Raw genomic sequence first — 15400 nt, forward strand, 5'->3', positions numbered from 1 at the left:
TAGTCAATCATGAACAGATCGTTTCAGCGGCGAATCGTTCCGCTTCCGCGATATCAAGTTCGATTATCCACAGGTCGGGGTCCGCCCGGCGTCGGCGCTCAATATATTGTGCGAGCGCCAGCGGCCCCGCGTCGAGGGCGGGACCACAGGGGGCGAGCCGATAGCCGCCTTCATAGTCGGGAATCCGCTCGAACAGGCCGGTTTCCTGTCCCCTTTCCAGCGTCTGGACCAGTATGACGCCGCTGTTTTCGTCGCCCTTCACCAGCACCGTGGCGAAGCCGCCCGCCGCGGCGGCCCGCCGCACCAGCACGCCGATCAGCAGCGCGCTGGTCAGCCGGTCAGCCGCCATAGCCCGGCAGGGAGGACAGCGAATATTGCGACCGCATGAAGGTGCCCGTGCCCCGGCCCACTTCCTCCCCTTCCGAATCGACGAGACTGGCTTCGGCGACATAGACGCGGCGCTTGCCGCTGATCCAGCGGCCCTCGGCCCGGATGCGGCCGGGGCGGATCGGGCGGGTGAACAGCAGATTGAAGGCGGTTGTCAGCAGGAAACGGTCGCTCACCAGACTGTTCGCGGCATAAAAGGCCGCGTCGTCCAGCATCTTGAAATAGAGCGTGCCATGGACCGCGCCCGCCGCGTGAAAATGCCCTTCCTCCGCGTCAAAGTCGATGATGGAGCGCCCCGCTTCCGGAATGCGCAGGACCGACCGGAACATCCGGTTGATCGGCGCGGAACGATAAAGACTCTCCAGCGCCCGGAAATGCGCGGCTTCGCCGCTGGCGCCGGGAATCGGATCAGGCTGCGTCACGCGCCTCGCCACCGGCCAGCAGGGCATGGAGCGCCTCGGCCGATTTGGCGCCGCGCAGACGGGCCACCTGGTCATCGTCCCGCAGATAGCGCGACACCCGCGCCAGCGTCTTCAGATGCTCCGCGCCGCTGTCGACCGGCGACAGCAGGGCGAAGACGATATCCACCGGCGCGTCGTCCACCGCCTCGAACGGCACCGCCGGATCGACCAGCACGACCACGCCGCACATCTTCTGCAATTCGGCGATCTTCGCATGGGGGATGGCGACGCCGCCGCCAAAACCGGTGGACCCCAGCTTCTCCCGCTCGAACAGGGCTTCGGCCACATGCTCCGCATTCAGCCCATAGGCGTCCGCCGCCAGGGCCGCGATCTTCTGGAATAACTGTTTCTTGCCGTTCGCCGTCAGACCCGTTGCGAGCGCCTTGGGCGAAAGGATGTCGTTGAAATGAACCATGTTCAATCCGGAACCGCCGGACCGCGCTTCCACCATGGGGACATAGGCGCGGACCGGATCTATAAAGTCCGGCCCCATAGGACGCATGGAGCACAAGGTCAACATGCACGCCCGGCGGGGCCGGATCGTCAGGGGGTCAGGCGCGCGGCTCGACCCATCCGATCGTGCCGTCCTGACGGCGATAGACCATGTTATAGGCCGATGTCCCCGCATTGAGAAACAGCAGCGCGTTGGTGTTGCGAAGGTCCAGCATCATCACCGCATCCGATACGCTGGCTTCGGGGATGTCGACGCGCGTCTCCGCCACGATCAGCGGCGCTTCGGCCGGTTCCTCTTCATCGTCCTGGGACGAAGCGAAGATGGTGTAGCCCGCGCCGTCCAGAGCGTCGAAACCGTTGCTCCGTTCCGCTTCGGCGGCGGCGAACTGGGCGGACCGGTCCTTCAGGCGGCGCAGATAGCGGCGCAATTGCTTTTCAATCCGTTCCGCCGCCTGATCGAAGGCGGGATGCGCTTCCTGCGCCTCGCCCGCGCCCTTCAGGATCAGGCCGGTCATGACATGGCAGACGATATCGCAGTGGAAGGCGCCGTGCGGCGCGGGACGAAACGTCACGTGCGCCGAAAGAGTGCGGGAGAAATATTTCTCGGCCATCGCCTCCAGCCGGGTCGCGACATGCTGCTTGAGCGCGTCGCCCGTGTCGACCTGATGCCCGGAAACCCGAATGTCCATATGCCTTCTCCTTTTTCTTGCCGGGCCGCGGACGAGCGGCCCGGTTGGCGCGAGACGAAGGGATCGGCCGGTCAGGCCGCCTCCGCCTCATCGAGCCAGAGCGGCTTGTCCAGCGTCGCGATGAACGCGGCATGCCGTTCCAGCTCCTCCGCGCTCGCCTGAAAGACGCGCGCGGGTCTTACGGGTCGAACGGCGGCGTTTTCCGCCAGTTCCACCCGAATGATGTCTTTCGCTTCCTCCTGTGCAAGACCAAGGCCAATCTGACGGCCGCCGGTCAGTTCGATGTAAAGCTGGGCCAGAAGCTCGGCGTCGAGCAGCGCGCCATGCTTGACGCGATGGCTGCGATCGATGCCGTAGCGGGTGCAGAGCGCGTCCAGGCTGTGCTTCGCGCCGGGGTGAAGCTGGCGGGCGATGGCCACGGTGTCGATCATCCGGTCCATCGACACTTCCGCGCGCCCGCACAGGCGCAGTTCGTGATTGAGGAAACCGAAGTCGAACCGCGCATTGTGCGCGACCAGATGGCTGTCCTCCAGAAAGGCGAGCAGTTCCTCGACCCCGCTCGCGAAAAGCGGCTTGTCCGACAGGAACATGTCGGAAAGGCCGTGCACCGCTTCGGCGGCGGCGGGCATGGCGCGCTGCGGATTGTAATAAGCGTGGAAGGTGCGCCCGGTGGGCACCCGGTTCAGGAGTTCGATGCACCCGATTTCGACCAGCCGATCGCCGGAGGCCGGGTCGAACCCTGTCGTTTCGGTATCGAAAATGATCTCGCGCATCGCCCTCTTAACCGAATCTGGCGGCCCCACTATCGGCCTGTCTTCGCGCCAAGGCAAGCGACCAGAAGTCTGACCTGCGCACGCGTATCGGCGAAAGTGGTGCCCGTATGGATGATATAGTCCGCCCGCCGCCGTTTTTCAGCATCGGGAGTTTGCAGATGGACAATCCGCCGGTATTTCGCCATCGTCATGCCGGGCCGCGCCAACACCCTTTTGCGCTGTTTCCAGGCCGGGGCGGTGACCACGATCACGCCGTGCAGTTTGCGGTCCCAATGCTTCTCGAACAGCAATGGAATATCCAGCACGACGAAGGCGCGGGCCCGGTTTTCGCGCAGGAAGCGCACTCGTTCCGACTGCACCGCCGGATGGACGATGGCTTCCAGCGCCTTCAACTCATGCGGGTGGCCGAAGACCGCCGCGCCCAGCTTCGCCCGATCCACGCCGCCCGGGCCGGTGGTTCCGGGAAAGCGCGCCTCGATCGCGGGCAGCAGCTTGCCGCCCGGGCCCTGCAACAGGTGGACCTCCGCATCGGCGTCGAAAACCGGCACGCCCTGCCGCCTCAGCATCGCGGCGACGGCGGACTTGCCCATGCCGATGGAGCCGGTGAGGCCGTAGACCTTCATGAATCGCCTATCAATCCGCCGCAAGCAGCAGGGCGCGCAGTTCCCCGTCCCTCTCGCGCGGCGCTTCCGCATCGAAGAAGATGTCGAAAGCCAGCGCCGCCTGCCCGATCAGCATCTCCAGCCCGTCCAGAGTGCCGAGACCCCGCGCCCGCGCCGCCTTCAGCAAACCCGTCTCAAGCGGCGCATAGACGATGTCGTAGACCGTCGCGCCATCCGGCAGGGGCGCCAGGTCCAGTTCCAGCGGCGGTTGCCCCACCATGCCGAGCGGACTGGTATTCACCAGCAGATCAGCGGCGGGAAGCGGATCGTCCATGCCGATCACCCGGCCCTCGATCCCGGCGCGGTCGAGCAATCCCTGCCCCTTGGCCGGATCGCGGACCATGATGCTGATCTCCTCCACGCCCAGACTGGCGAGCGCGAACAGGATCGCCCGCGCCGCACCGCCCGCGCCAATCAGAGTCGCGCTCCTGCCCTTCCACCTGTCGCGCAGCAACGGCTGGAGGAAACCGCCCGCATCGGTGTTCGTACCGACCAGCGGCCCGCCCGTCTCGCAGGCGATGGTGTTCATCGCCCCGATCCTTTCGCGCACGCCGCCCGGATCGTCGGTATAATCCATCACCGCGATCTTGTGCGGGATGGTGACGTTGCAGCCCAGCCAGTCGGGATCGGCGCGCCGTTCGAGGAAATAGGCGGCCAGCCCCTCCGGCTTCACATGCGTCTTGCGATATTCCGCCTCGATCCCCAGCGATTGCAGCCAGAAATTATGGATGAGCGGCGATTTGCTGTGCGCGATCGGATCGCCGATCACTTCTGCATAGGGGAGCTTGTCGGTCATGCCGCCAGAACGCCGCGCACGCGCAGAAAGTCAAGCAAAGGCAACAGGGGAAGCCCCTGAATCGCGAACTGGCTGCCTTCCACCTTCGCAAAGAGCTGCGCGCCCGGTCCCTCAATCCGATAGCAGCCGACGCACCAGCGGCATTCTTCCCAATCCGCGTCGAGATAGGACTGGATAAAGGCGTCGGACAAGGACCGCACCGTCATCCGCACCCGTTCGACATGCCGCCAGATCGGTTCGCCGTTCAGCACGATCACCGCCGCGCTGTGGAGATGATGAACCCGGCCCGACAGCAGGCGCAGGATGCGCTCCGCATCGGCCCGGTCGACCGCCTTGTCGATCATGCTTCCATCGTCGAGGCTCAAGGTCTGGTCGCATCCCAGCACCAGCGCGCCCGGCACCCGCCGCGACACGCGCAACGCCTTCAGTTCCGCCAGCGCATCGGCCAGCCCCCGTGCATCCAGGCCGTCGGCGCGCAGGGCTTCCTTCGCCGCCTCTTCGTCCACGCCCGGCGAAAGGGCTTCGAACGGAACCTGCGCGGCGGCCAGCAGCGCCCTTCGGCTGGCGCTCTGGGAGGCGAGCACGATCATGCCTCGCTGCCTCCTTCGGCCAGAAGGCGGTCGTTGAACAGGTTGATGATGGCGGCGGCGGCTTCCTCGATGGAGCGGCGGCTCATGTCGATCACCGGCCAGCCATGGTCGGCGAACATGCGGCGCGCGAACGACAGTTCGTCCTGCACCTTCTCCAGATCGACATAGGCGGTCTCGGGCGCCTGATTGAGCGAGAGCAGCCGGTTGCGCCGGATCTGGATCAGCCGTTCCGGGCTGACGGTCAGCCCCACGACCATCGGATGCCGCAGCGAAAAGAGGCTGCGCGGCGGCGGCGATTCCGGGACCAGCGGGATATTCGCGGTCTTGTAGCCGCGATTGGCGAGGTAGATGGAGGTCGGCGTCTTGGACGCGCGCGACACGCCCGCCAGCACGATATCGGCTTCCTCCCAATTTTCATGCCCGACGCCATCGTCATGGGCGATGGTGAACTGGATCGCCTCGATCCGCGCGAAATAGGCTTCGTCGAGGATATGCTTGCGCCCCGGCCGGTTGCGCGTTTCCTGCCCCAATATGTTGGAAAGCGCGTCCGTCACCGTATCGAGCGCCGCGACATGGGGCAGGCCCAGCGCCCGGCAGCGCGTTTCCAGCCTGCGCCGCAACTGGTGATTGTTGAGGGTGAAGAGCACCAGTCCGGGATTGGCGGAAATATCCTCCATGATCCGGTCGAGATGGACATCGGACCGCACCATGGGCCAGAAATGGCGGACCGCCTCCACATTCTCGAACAGGCCGATCGCCGCCTTGGCGATGTTTTCCAGCGTTTCCCCGGTGGAATCCGACAAAAGGTGCAGATGGATGCGCGTCATGGCGTATCTCTGTGGATGTCCTGTGGATAAAGCAAGGGAGAGAGTGGGGATGAAAGCATCCTCCTTGCTTCCTCCCTGTTGCCTCGACTCTTATCCACAGCCCTTCAACAGACCGTCCATTTCATCCACAGCCTGTGGATAGCGGGGACAAGACCGATGACTCGGACGGGAAAGCATGGCCCGGCGGAGTCAAGCTGTTGGCAAAAGCGGGCATAGCGCATAAACCCCGCTGCCAACCGCCCATCTATCTCCATCATCCTTCAGACTCTTATTATAAGAAGAATATATGTCCGGTTCCGATGTCGTGCCCAAGCCCTTGCTGGCTGTCCTCCAAGGCGAGCGGCGGGCAGTGCCGCCCATGTGGCTCATGCGCCAGGCAGGCCGTTACCTGCCCGAATATCGCGAACTGCGCGCGCGAAAGGGCGGATTCCTCGAACTGGTCTATGACAGCGCGGCGGCGGCGGAAGTCACCCTTCAGCCGCTGCGCCGTTTCGGTTTCGACGGGGCGATCCTGTTTTCCGACATATTGATCGTGCCCTATGCCATGGGGCAGGACCTCTGGTTCGAGGCGGGCGAGGGACCACGCCTTGCCCCGATCCTCGGCGAGACGGCGCTGTCGGCGCTGAAACCCGACTGGAGCCGGTTCGACGCGGTCTATGAAACGGTGCGGCAGGTGAAGGCCGCGCTCGACCCCGATGTCACCTTCCTGGGCTTCGCGGGCAGTCCCTGGACCATCGCGACCTATATGGTGGCGGGGCAGGGCAGCAGGGATCAGGGCGCGGCCCGCCGCCTCGCCTATGGCGATCCCGCGCGGTTCGGCGCGATCATCGACGCCATCGTGGAGGCGACGGTCGTCTATCTGGACGGGCAGGTCCGCGCCGGGGTGGAAGCGGTGCAGCTTTTCGACAGCTGGGCGGGCAGCCTCGCCCCGCTTCAGTTCGAACGGTGGGTGATCGAGCCCAATGCGCGGATCGTGGAGAAGTTGAAGGCGCTGCACCCGACCATTCCGGTGATCGGATTCCCCAAGGGCGCGGGCGCGAAGCTGGCCGATTATGCGCGCGGCACGGGCGTCGATGCGGTCGGCGTCGATGAAACCGTCGATCCGCACTGGGCCGACCGCGCCCTGCCGGAAGGGTTGCCCGTGCAGGGCAATCTCGACCCGCTCGCCCTCATCGCCGGCGGCGAGGCGGTGGAGCGGGCCGTGGACAATATCCGCGCCGCCTTCGCGAACCGTCCCCATATCATGAATCTGGGCCATGGCATTTTGCCCGATACCCCCATTGATCATGTCGAAGCATTGCTTAGCTATGTGCGAGCGAATGGTTCGCAGCGGAGGGAGACTGCCTGATGGCCTATCTTGGCGCCGCCTATCTATGGGTGAAGGCCGCCCATCTCATCTTCGTCATCTTCCTGATGGCGGGGCTGTTCATGATGCCGCGCTTCTTCATCTATCACCAGCAATGCGCGCCGGGGTCGGAGGAAGACGCCCAATGGATCGAACGGGAACGGCGGCTGCTCAGGATCATCCTCAATCCCTCGCTGATCCTCGTCTGGATCTTCGGCCTGATGCTGATGGTGGAGATCGGCGCCTGGCATTTCGGCTGGTTCCACCTGAAGCTGCTCTTCGTGCTGGGCCTGTCGGGCTATCATGGCTGGCTTGCCAATTACTGGAAGAAGCTGGCGCGGGGGTTGCGGCCGATGACCGACAAACAGCTTCGCCTGCTCAACGAAATCCCCGGCATAGCCGCCGCGGTGATCGTGATCGCGGTGATCGTGAAGCCCTTTTAGAGGTTCACGATCACCACAAGATTCCGTCGCGATTCAGTGGAAGAAAAGCCAGAGCAGCAGGATGATGGGAATCGGCACCCCGATAAGCCAAAGAAGAATGCCTTTACCCATGTCGCGCTCCTTTATCGTTACGGCCTGAATAACGGCCGTCGAGCGCCATCAGTTCCCGTTCGACAGGCGGGATTTGGGGGATATGATCCAGATCAAGCGCGCGGATCCTGCTCCGGATCGACCGCGATATTGTCGATCAGGCGCGTCCGGCCCATTTTCGCCGCCCCCAGCAGCCGGGCGGGCCGGTCCAGCACCGTCATCGGCTCCAGCGTCACCGCATCGCATAGCGTCACATAGTCGATCGGATCGAATCCATGGCTCGCCAACATGGCGATCGCCTTGGCCAGCGCCGATTCCACGGTCGCGCCCTTCTCCATCTGCCGTTTCGCCTCTCCCAATGCGCGGGGAAGGGCCAGCGCCTGCTTGCGCTCTTCCTCGGTCAGATAGGCGTTGCGGGAGGAAAGGGCGAGCCCGTCCTCCGCCCGTTGGGTCGGCAGGCCGACAATCTCGATCGGCATGTCCAGATCGGCCACCATCTGCCGGATGACGGCAAGCTGCTGATAGTCCTTTTCCCCGAACAGCGCGACATCGGGGCGGACCTGGTTGAAGAGCTTGGCGACGACCGTCGCCACGCCGTCGAAATGGCCGGGGCGGGCCGCGCCGTCCAGCCCCCCGGTCACGCCGGTGAGCGCGACATTGGTCGAAAAGCCCGCCGGATACATGACATCGACGCCGGGCGCCCAGAGAATGTCCACGTCCGCTTCCTGCAACAGATGGGCGTCGCTCGCTTCCCGGCGGGGATAGGCGTCCAGATCCTCGTTGGGGCCGAACTGCCTGGGATTGACGAAGATCGACACGACGACATGCTTCGCCAGCCGCCGGGCTTCCTCCACCAGCGCCATGTGCCCGTCATGCAGCGCGCCCATGGTCGGCACCAGCGCCAGGGGTTTTCCATCGCTCCGCAGCGCGTTTATCGCAGCGCGAAGGGCGGGGAGGTCACGCAGGGTTTGCACGGGAAGGAAGGCTCCGATAAGGGCAGGGTTCAGGGCAGATCATGCTAAGGCATGGCCGCGCACGACGGTCAAGAATCAAAGCGACAATCAACGGGGTTATCAAGGTCCGATGGCGAACGCCCAAACGCATCTCATCGTCTTCGCCAATGAAAAGGGCGGGACCGGCAAGTCGACCACGGCGGTCCACACCGCCATCGCGCTGGCCGCGCTGGGCCACAGGGTCGGCATCATCGACCTCGACCCGCGCCAGCGCACCGTCACGCGCTATATGGAGAATCGCGGCGAAACCGCCCGGAGGCGCGGGATCGACCTGCCGACGCCCGACTATGCGGTGCTGAAGGGCGACAGCATCGAGGCGCTGGAGGAGGAATCCGCCGCCGTCGCGCAGGGCAAGGATTTCCTGATCGTCGACACGCCCGGCCGCGACGATGCTTTTGCCCGGCACATGGCGGCGCGGGCCAACACGCTGGTCACGCCGATGAACGACAGCTTCGTCGATTTCGACCTGATCGGACAGGTGGACGCGGAAACCTTCAAGGTCCGCCGCCTGTCCTTCTATTCCGAACTGATCTTCGAGGCGCGCAAGTCCCGCGCCAAGGCGGACGGCGTGTCGATCGACTGGGTGGTGCTGCGCAACCGCGTCCAGCATCATGACGCCCGCAACAAGAAGCGGGTGGGCGACGCGCTGATGGAATTGTCCCGCCGCGTCGGATTCCGCGTGATACCGGGATTGTCGGAACGCGTGATTTTCCGCGAACTCTTCCCTTCCGGGCTTACGCTGCTCGACAAGGGACATCTGGGTGAACTGGGCGTCAGCCATATCGCGGCGCGTCAGGAATTGCGGGAGATGGTGTCGGGCCTTGCCCTTCCAGAACGGGCGGACGCCTTGTCGGTGGATCTGATCGGCGCGGCCTGATGGGCTGGCTGGCGATGGCGTTGATCGCCCTTGCGGGCTGGCTCATCTGGACCGGACGGTTGCAGCGGATGACGGTGAAGGACGGCATGGCCCTGGGTGCGGCGCTGGTCGGCGCGGTGATGGCCGCCAAGGGCAAGCCGGTCGCGGCCCTGCCCATGCTGGTGGGATCGGCGCTGTATTTCCTGGCCCGCAGCAGGAAGGGAAAAGCATGGAGAAAAGCGGCTACCCTTCCCGCCACCGATGAACAACTGGCCCGCGCCAGGGCCTTGCTGGGACTGCCGCCCGAAGCGGACGCGCGGGCGGTCAAGGCGGCGCACCGGCGCTTGATCGCATCGGTCCATCCGGATCGCGGGGGCACGGAAGCTCTGGCGGCGGAGATCAACGCGGCCCGCGACCTGTTGCTGCGGCATCTGAAGGGCGGGGACGATCCGGATCGGGCTTGACCGGAGCGGGTCGGGTAGGGAGGACATCGCCATGGCCCATCGCTTTCATCCCAGCCTGTTGCGCGAATATGACATGCGTGGGGTCGTCGGCGAGACTCTGGGCGGGGCGGATGCCTATGCGGTGGGCCGGACCTTCGGCACGCTGGCGGCGCGCGCGGGCGGATCAGCGGTGGCGGTCGGGCGCGACGGGCGGCTGAGTTCCCCGATGCTCGAACGGGCGCTGGTGCGGGGTCTCACGGACAGCGGCGTCGATGTGCTCCGCATCGGCCTTGGTGCCACCCCGATGCTCTATTTCGCCGAAGCGGAGCGGGATGTGATAGGCGGCATCCAGATAACCGGCAGCCATAATCCCCGCGATCACAATGGCTTCAAGCTGGTATTTCAGCACCGCCCCTTTTTCGGCGAGGCTATTCAGCAACTGGGCGCGATGGCGGCGGCGGGGGACTGGAGCGAAGGCGCTGGAGAAGCCGAGACGATCGATCTCCTGGACGCCTATGTGGCGCGGCTGATGCAGGGGTTCGACGGCGCGGCCTTCCGCATCGGCTGGGATGCCGGCAACGGTGCGGCCGGTCCGGCGGTGGAGAAGCTCACGCAGCTCCTGCCCGGTGAGCATCATCTGCTCTTCACCGATGTAGACGGTCATTTTCCCCATCATCATCCCGATCCCAGCGAGGAACGGAATCTCGCCGATCTCAAGGCGCTTGTCCTTGGCAACAAGCTCGATTTCGGAATGGCTTTCGACGGCGATGGCGATCGGATCGGCGTGGTCGACGGAAAAGGGCGGACGATCGCGGGCGACCAGCTGCTGTCCATCTTTGCCGAGGATGTGCTGAAGGACCGGCCCGGCGCCACCGTCATCGCCGATGTGAAGGCCAGCCAGGCGCTGTTCGACCGGATAGAGGCGCTGGGCGGCCGGCCGCTGATGTGGAAGACGGGACACAGCCTCATCAAGTCCAAAATGAAGCAGACGGGCGCCCCCTTGGCCGGGGAAATGACGGGTCATGTCTTCTTCGCGGACGATTATCACGGGTTCGACGATGGCCTTTATGCCGCTATCCGCTTGATTCGCGCCGTCACCCGGCTGGGCGGGAGCGTGACGGCGCTGCGCGACGCCATGCCGGCGATGGAGAACACACCGGAACTGCGGTTCCCGGTGGCGGAGAGCCGGAAATTCGCGGTGGTCGACGAAGTGCTTGGCCGCCTGCGCGCGGCGGGAGCGGATCTGGACGACACGGACGGCGCGCGGGTCCGGACGCAGGACGGCTGGTGGCTGCTGCGCGCGTCGAACACGCAGGAGGCGCTGGTGGCGCGCGTCGAGGCGAAGGATGCCGCGGCGCTGGCGCGGCTGATCGCCGAACTGGATTCGCAACTGGCCGAATCCGGGGTGATTCGCGCCGCGTGGGAGGAATGAAGAGGCTTTCTGACAGGAATCCACTGGAAATTGGCCGTTTGGGAACAATGGATTTCCGTTACGGAAATCAGAGGATTTTCTTACAGTTGCATGAAACGCAATCGAGTCCCCTTTGTTCGCAATTGCGAAGAGGCCTGCTGCGCCGCAAAAGGAACGGGCCTTTCAGGCATCCTCTCCTAAAAACTTCAAAGCCGTCCTTCGGGGCGGCTTTTTTTTGCTTTCAGCGCCATGGCGGGAAAAGGCGCCTCGCCGTAACGTCCTCTCCTTGCTACCCCTTTCGCGGCCGCCCCCATCGGGGGCAGAATGCGCCGTTCGGCACTGGAAATTAACCATAATACTGCTATTCGCGCGCTTCGGAGGCTCCCTCCTTCAAGGCTTTTTCGGGCCTGAGAAGGGAGCCGGCCTGTTTCACGGAGCGTTTCCGTGACGAGAGGATGCCCTGGAAGGATCGATCATGTCCCGTACCTATTCCGTCCTGACCGCCATGCTGTTGTCCGGCGCGCTGGCCCTGCCGGTTCCGGCGCTGGCGGGCGGCTTCTATCTTCAGGAGCAGTCGCCCAAGGAAACCGGGCGCGCGCTGTCCGGCGGCGCGGCGGCGGCGGACGATCCGTCGACCCTTTATTTCAACCCCGCCGCGATGACGAACCTGCCCGGCATCCAGACGTCGGTGGGCGGCATCGCGCTGATGGCGTCGGCCAGGCAGGCCAATCGCGGGTCGTCCCGCTCCGTCCCGGGCCTGCCGGTTTCCGTGCCGGTGACGGGAACAGCGGGCGGCAATCCGTTCGACAGCGTCATCCCCATCCCCAGCTTCTACGCCACGGGGCAGGTGAACGATCGGCTATGGCTGGGCATCGGCGTCAATGCGCCCTTTGGCCTGAAGCTGGAATATGAGGACGGTTTCTTCGGCCGCTACGACTCTCTCTATACCGACCTCAAAACCTATAATATCCAGCCGTCCTTCGCCTATAAGCTGAACGACAATTTCTCGATCGGCGGCGGCGTCGACGTGCAATATGTGAAGGTCACGCTGACCAACGCCCTGCCGCAGCTTTCGCCGTTGCTCGCCGATGGCGAGGCGCGAGTGAAGGGCGACGACTGGTCGGTCGGCTGGAATGCGGGCCTCTTCTACACCAATGGCGACACCAATGTCGGCATCCACTACCGGTCGGGCATGCAGCATCATCTGAAGGGTACCCAGACCATCAGTGGATTGCAGGGCCTGCTCGCCGGGTCCAATTCCGAACTGTCCGCCAGCGCGCCGCTCGACCTGCCCGATATCGTCACGGTCAGCATGATGCACAGGCTGACGCCCCGGCTGCGCGCCATGGTGACGGCGCGCTGGTATAACTGGTCGGTGTTCAAGGGCATCGCGATCACCTCGGCCGCGGGGACCAATGTCAAGGAACTGCACTACAAGGACAGCTACAGCGTCGGCGTGGGCGGGGAATATGATGTCAATCCGGCGTTGACGCTGCGCGCGGGCACGATGTTCGACCGCACCCCCACCAATCCGCAATATCTGACCACCCGCGTGCCGGACGGCGACCGCGTGTGGCTGACCGGGGGGGCGACATGGAACATCTCGCCCGCCTTCGCGCTGAACCTCAGCTACGCGCACACCTTCGTCGAAAAGGCGAACATCATCCGCCCCGATCATTTCTACGAAGGAACCCCCGCCGCCATCACCGCGACCACCCTGTCGCAGACCAGCGGCAATGCGGATCAGGTCGCCGCATCCTTCACCGCGCGATTCTGACGCGGCGCTTCTAACCGAAGCGATAAAGCATTATAGGAGGCTCCCATAATACGGAGCCTCCCTTTCCATGTCCGATCATAATCCCGGCCTGCGCCCCTGGCGCGACATCGCGCGGCGGCAGTCGCGGCAGATCATGGTCGGCAACGTGCCCGTCGGCGGCGGCGCGCCCGTCACGGTGCAGACCATGACCAACACGCCGACATCCGACGCGAAGGCGACCATCGACCAGATCCGCCGCTGCGAGGAAGTGGGCGTCGACATCATCCGCGTGTCCTGCCCGGACGAGGAATCGACCGCCGCGCTGAAACAGATCGTGCGCGCCGCCCGCGTCCCCATCGTGGCGGACATCCATTTCCATTACAAGCGCGCGCTGGAGGCGGCTGACGCGGGCGCGGCCTGCCTGCGGATCAACCCCGGCAACATCGGCAGCGAAGCCCGCGTCCGGGAGGTGGTCGACGCGGCCAAGGCCAATGGCTGCTCGATCCGCATCGGCGTCAACGCCGGCAGCCTCGAAAAGGACCTGCTCGACAAATATGGCGAGCCCTGCCCGGAGGCGCTGGTCGAAAGCGCGCTCGACCATATCAAGCTGCTCCAGGACCAGGATTTCCACGAATATAAGGTCGCGGTGAAGGCGAGCGACGTGTTCCTTGCCGTCGCCGCCTACATGCAGCTTGCCGAAGCGGTGGATTGCCCGCTGCATCTGGGCATCACCGAGGCGGGCGGGTTGATCGGCGGGACGGTCAAAAGCGCCATCGGCATCGGCAACCTGCTCTGGGCGGGGATCGGCGACACCATCCGCGTCTCCCTCTCCGCCGAGCCGGAGGAGGAAGTGCGGGTCGGCTATGAAATCCTGAAGTCGCTCGGCATCCGCACGCGCGGGGTGAAGGTCATTTCCTGTCCTAGCTGCGCGCGGCAGGGTTTCGACGTGATCCGCACGGTGCAGGCGCTGGAGGAACGGCTTCAGCACATCCAGACGCCGCTCTCGCTTTCCGTGCTGGGATGCGTGGTGAACGGGCCGGGCGAAGCGCGGGAAACCGACATCGGCCTCACCGGCGGCGGGGCGGGCAAGCATATGGTCTATCTGTCCGGCGTCACCGATCATGTGGTGCAGGACGAAGGCATGATCGATCATATCGTGAAGCTGGTCGAGGCCAGGGCGGCGGAGATCGAGGCCGAAACCACCGATGCGGGCAAGGCGCAGGCCGCCGAATAGAATTGCCCGGACATGCCGCCATCCCGCCCCTTTGCGATTCCCTTCCTGGTCTGCTGCGCGGGAGTCGGGCTGTTCGCGATGATGGATGGGGTGATGAAGAAGCTGAGCCTCTCCATCGGCCTGTATAACGCGCTGTTCTGGCGCGCGCTCGCGGGCAGCCTGCTGGGGCTGGCGCTGATGATCGTCACGCGGCAGGCATGGCCTGCCCGTCCGGTGCTCCGCCTGCACCTGATCCGTGGGCTTGCCGTTTCGCTGATGGCGCCGCTCTTCTTCTTCGGCCTCATGCATCTTCCGCTGGCGGAGGGGATCGCGCTGTCCTTCATCGCGCCTCTGGTCGCCCTCTATCTGGCCGCGCTGCTGCTGGGAGAGCCGGTGGGGCGGCAGGCCATCGGCGCGTCGCTGCTGGGGCTGGTCGGCGTCGGGGTGATCCTCAGCGGACGGATCAGCGGCCAATATGACCGGGCCGCGTTGCTGGGCGTGGCGGCGGTGCTGTTATCCGCCCTGCTCTTCGCGTGGAACCTGATCCTCCAGCGGCAGCAAGCCCAGCTCGCCTCCCCGGTCGAGATCGCCTTCTTCCAGCATATCGTCATGCTGGGCGTGTTCGCGCCGGGCGCGTTCTTCTGGGCCAAGATGCCGCCTGCCGGGGCTGCGCCGCTGGTGCTGCTGGCCGCTGGTCTGGCCTTCACCTCGCTGGCGCTGCTCGCATGGGCCTATGCCCGGTCGGAGGCGCAGCGGCTCATCCCCATCGAATATAGCGCATTCCTCTGGGCCGCGCTGGTCGGCTGGCTGCTGTTCGACGAACAGGTGACGCCGGGCACGCTGGCGGGCGCGGTGCTGATCGTCGCGGGATGCCTGATCGCCTCGCGCATCCGGCGCAACGCCGCGCTGCATGTCGAAGCGGGTGTCGCCTGAACGAAGATCAGTCGCGCTTCAGGGCATCGTTGACGCTGAGGCCTGCCAGAACAGCCATGAAACTGCCGAAAACTACCAGGACGAGCGTGAGATAAAGGTGAGTCATCAGGTCGCTCCTTTCGCCCGATCCTTGCGCCCGCGGGGAGCGGCCAGCCATAAGGGATGTTACGGACCATCCGGGACGAGCCGAAGCGCGGACTCTTGACGCGGACTCCCTGCTCGGCGCATTGTGCCGAAACGGAACATTTGGGGGACAGAA

The 15400-nt window shown here is 64.9% G+C and carries 18 protein-coding genes; 8 read left to right on the forward strand and 10 right to left on the reverse strand.

From position 1 onward, the window contains the following. Window positions 1-7: 7 nt before the first annotated feature. The 9 genes from SCLO_RS12460 to SCLO_RS12500 form a co-directional block, all read right to left on the reverse strand. Complete coding sequence (locus SCLO_RS12460; RefSeq protein ID WP_066517142.1) at window positions 8-349, reverse strand: DUF1491 family protein; 342 nt, start codon at window positions 347-349, stop codon at window positions 8-10. Continuing rightward, window positions 339-836, reverse strand: coding sequence for a PaaI family thioesterase (locus SCLO_RS12465; RefSeq protein ID WP_066517141.1), 498 nt, complete (start codon window positions 834-836; stop codon window positions 339-341). Before SCLO_RS12465 ends, SCLO_RS12460 begins: the two co-directional genes overlap by 11 nt. Then, window positions 796-1263, reverse strand: a complete 468-nt coding sequence (locus SCLO_RS12470; protein WP_066517218.1) for a PTS sugar transporter subunit IIA — start codon at window positions 1261-1263, stop codon at window positions 796-798. The genes SCLO_RS12465 and SCLO_RS12470 overlap by 41 nt, the downstream gene beginning before the upstream one ends. Window positions 1264-1399: 136 nt before the next feature. Beyond that, window positions 1400-1990 carry a ribosome hibernation-promoting factor, HPF/YfiA family gene (hpf, locus tag SCLO_RS12475; RefSeq protein ID WP_066517139.1) on the reverse strand — a complete coding sequence of 197 codons (591 nt, stop codon included), beginning with the start codon at window positions 1988-1990 and terminating at the stop codon, window positions 1400-1402. A 71-nt stretch (window positions 1991-2061) separates the two neighbouring features. After that, a complete protein-coding gene (gene dnaQ, locus SCLO_RS12480) occupies window positions 2062-2763 on the reverse strand; it encodes a DNA polymerase III subunit epsilon (protein ID WP_066517138.1) in 702 nt (233 codons plus the stop codon). Window positions 2764-2792: 29 nt separating this feature from the next. Further along, complete coding sequence (gene coaE / locus SCLO_RS12485; RefSeq protein WP_066517136.1) at window positions 2793-3386, reverse strand: dephospho-CoA kinase; 594 nt, start codon at window positions 3384-3386, stop codon at window positions 2793-2795. A 10-nt stretch (window positions 3387-3396) separates the two neighbouring features. Next, a complete protein-coding gene (aroE, locus tag SCLO_RS12490) occupies window positions 3397-4221 on the reverse strand; it encodes a shikimate dehydrogenase (protein WP_066517135.1) in 825 nt (274 codons plus the stop codon). Beyond that, the gene (locus SCLO_RS12495) at window positions 4218-4811 is read right to left on the reverse strand and encodes a Maf family protein (protein WP_066517134.1); all 594 of its coding nucleotides are present in this window, start codon (window positions 4809-4811) and stop codon (window positions 4218-4220) included. The genes aroE and SCLO_RS12495 overlap by 4 nt, the downstream gene beginning before the upstream one ends. Continuing rightward, window positions 4808-5638, reverse strand: coding sequence for a pyruvate, water dikinase regulatory protein (locus tag SCLO_RS12500; protein WP_066517131.1), 831 nt, complete (start codon window positions 5636-5638; stop codon window positions 4808-4810). Before SCLO_RS12500 ends, SCLO_RS12495 begins: the two co-directional genes overlap by 4 nt. 286 nt (window positions 5639-5924) lie before the next feature. Between SCLO_RS12500 and hemE the strand changes: the two genes are divergently transcribed. Further along, window positions 5925-6986 carry a uroporphyrinogen decarboxylase gene (gene hemE / locus SCLO_RS12505; RefSeq protein WP_066517130.1) on the forward strand — a complete coding sequence of 354 codons (1062 nt, stop codon included), beginning with the start codon at window positions 5925-5927 and terminating at the stop codon, window positions 6984-6986. Then, window positions 6986-7426: a CopD family protein gene (locus SCLO_RS12510; RefSeq protein ID WP_066517129.1), complete on the forward strand. Its 441-nt coding sequence runs from the start codon at window positions 6986-6988 to the stop codon at window positions 7424-7426. The genes hemE and SCLO_RS12510 overlap by 1 nt, the downstream gene beginning before the upstream one ends. A gap of 203 nt (window positions 7427-7629) precedes the next feature. On the opposite strand, the gene panC is transcribed toward SCLO_RS12510, so the two are convergent. Beyond that, entirely contained in the window at window positions 7630-8490 is an 861-nt protein-coding gene (gene panC, locus SCLO_RS12515) for a pantoate--beta-alanine ligase (protein WP_066517127.1), read from the reverse strand. A gap of 109 nt (window positions 8491-8599) precedes the next feature. Between panC and SCLO_RS12520 the strand changes: the two genes are divergently transcribed. The 6 genes from SCLO_RS12520 to SCLO_RS12545 all read left to right on the forward strand — a co-directional run bounded on the left by SCLO_RS12520 (window position 8600) and on the right by SCLO_RS12545 (window position 15141). Beyond that, entirely contained in the window at window positions 8600-9406 is an 807-nt protein-coding gene (locus SCLO_RS12520) for a division plane positioning ATPase MipZ (protein ID WP_066517126.1), read from the forward strand. Then, the gene (locus SCLO_RS12525; protein ID WP_066517125.1) at window positions 9406-9849 is read left to right on the forward strand and encodes a J domain-containing protein; all 444 of its coding nucleotides are present in this window, start codon (window positions 9406-9408) and stop codon (window positions 9847-9849) included. Before SCLO_RS12520 ends, SCLO_RS12525 begins: the two co-directional genes overlap by 1 nt. Window positions 9850-9880: 31 nt before the next feature. After that, window positions 9881-11260 (forward strand): phosphoglucomutase/phosphomannomutase PgmG, encoded by a 1380-nt coding sequence (gene pgmG / locus SCLO_RS12530; RefSeq protein WP_066517124.1) that lies wholly within the window; start codon window positions 9881-9883, stop codon window positions 11258-11260. Between the two features lie 454 nt (window positions 11261-11714). Further along, complete coding sequence (locus SCLO_RS12535) at window positions 11715-13016, forward strand: OmpP1/FadL family transporter (RefSeq protein WP_066517120.1); 1302 nt, start codon at window positions 11715-11717, stop codon at window positions 13014-13016. 67 nt (window positions 13017-13083) lie between these two features. After that, window positions 13084-14229 (forward strand): flavodoxin-dependent (E)-4-hydroxy-3-methylbut-2-enyl-diphosphate synthase, encoded by a 1146-nt coding sequence (gene ispG, locus SCLO_RS12540; protein WP_066517118.1) that lies wholly within the window; start codon window positions 13084-13086, stop codon window positions 14227-14229. 12 nt (window positions 14230-14241) lie between these two features. After that, window positions 14242-15141 (forward strand): DMT family transporter, encoded by a 900-nt coding sequence (locus tag SCLO_RS12545; RefSeq protein WP_066517110.1) that lies wholly within the window; start codon window positions 14242-14244, stop codon window positions 15139-15141. Window positions 15142-15400 lie beyond the last annotated feature (259 nt).

The sequence above is a fragment of the Sphingobium cloacae genome, from assembly GCF_002355855.1.
Classification (GTDB): domain Bacteria; phylum Pseudomonadota; class Alphaproteobacteria; order Sphingomonadales; family Sphingomonadaceae; genus Sphingobium; species Sphingobium cloacae.

Coding starts and splice junctions, on each gene's coding strand:
- SCLO_RS12470 (WP_066517218.1), bottom strand. CDS start 1,263: ATGGTTCATTTCAACGACATCCTTTCGCCCAAGGCGCTCGCAACGGGT.
- SCLO_RS12545 (WP_066517110.1), top strand. CDS start 14,242: ATGCCGCCATCCCGCCCCTTTGCGATTCCCTTCCTGGTCTGCTGCGCG.
- SCLO_RS12460 (WP_066517142.1), bottom strand. CDS start 349: ATGGCGGCTGACCGGCTGACCAGCGCGCTGCTGATCGGCGTGCTGGTG.
- hpf (WP_066517139.1), bottom strand. CDS start 1,990: ATGGACATTCGGGTTTCCGGGCATCAGGTCGACACGGGCGACGCGCTC.
- SCLO_RS12535 (WP_066517120.1), top strand. CDS start 11,715: ATGTCCCGTACCTATTCCGTCCTGACCGCCATGCTGTTGTCCGGCGCG.
- aroE (WP_066517135.1), bottom strand. CDS start 4,221: ATGACCGACAAGCTCCCCTATGCAGAAGTGATCGGCGATCCGATCGCG.
- hemE (WP_066517130.1), top strand. CDS start 5,925: ATGTCCGGTTCCGATGTCGTGCCCAAGCCCTTGCTGGCTGTCCTCCAA.
- SCLO_RS12525 (WP_066517125.1), top strand. CDS start 9,406: ATGGGCTGGCTGGCGATGGCGTTGATCGCCCTTGCGGGCTGGCTCATC.
- ispG (WP_066517118.1), top strand. CDS start 13,084: ATGTCCGATCATAATCCCGGCCTGCGCCCCTGGCGCGACATCGCGCGG.
- SCLO_RS12510 (WP_066517129.1), top strand. CDS start 6,986: ATGGCCTATCTTGGCGCCGCCTATCTATGGGTGAAGGCCGCCCATCTC.
- pgmG (WP_066517124.1), top strand. CDS start 9,881: ATGGCCCATCGCTTTCATCCCAGCCTGTTGCGCGAATATGACATGCGT.
- SCLO_RS12500 (WP_066517131.1), bottom strand. CDS start 5,638: ATGACGCGCATCCATCTGCACCTTTTGTCGGATTCCACCGGGGAAACG.
- SCLO_RS12520 (WP_066517126.1), top strand. CDS start 8,600: ATGGCGAACGCCCAAACGCATCTCATCGTCTTCGCCAATGAAAAGGGC.
- dnaQ (WP_066517138.1), bottom strand. CDS start 2,763: ATGCGCGAGATCATTTTCGATACCGAAACGACAGGGTTCGACCCGGCC.
- SCLO_RS12465 (WP_066517141.1), bottom strand. CDS start 836: ATGCCCTGCTGGCCGGTGGCGAGGCGCGTGACGCAGCCTGATCCGATT.
- coaE (WP_066517136.1), bottom strand. CDS start 3,386: ATGAAGGTCTACGGCCTCACCGGCTCCATCGGCATGGGCAAGTCCGCC.
- SCLO_RS12495 (WP_066517134.1), bottom strand. CDS start 4,811: ATGATCGTGCTCGCCTCCCAGAGCGCCAGCCGAAGGGCGCTGCTGGCC.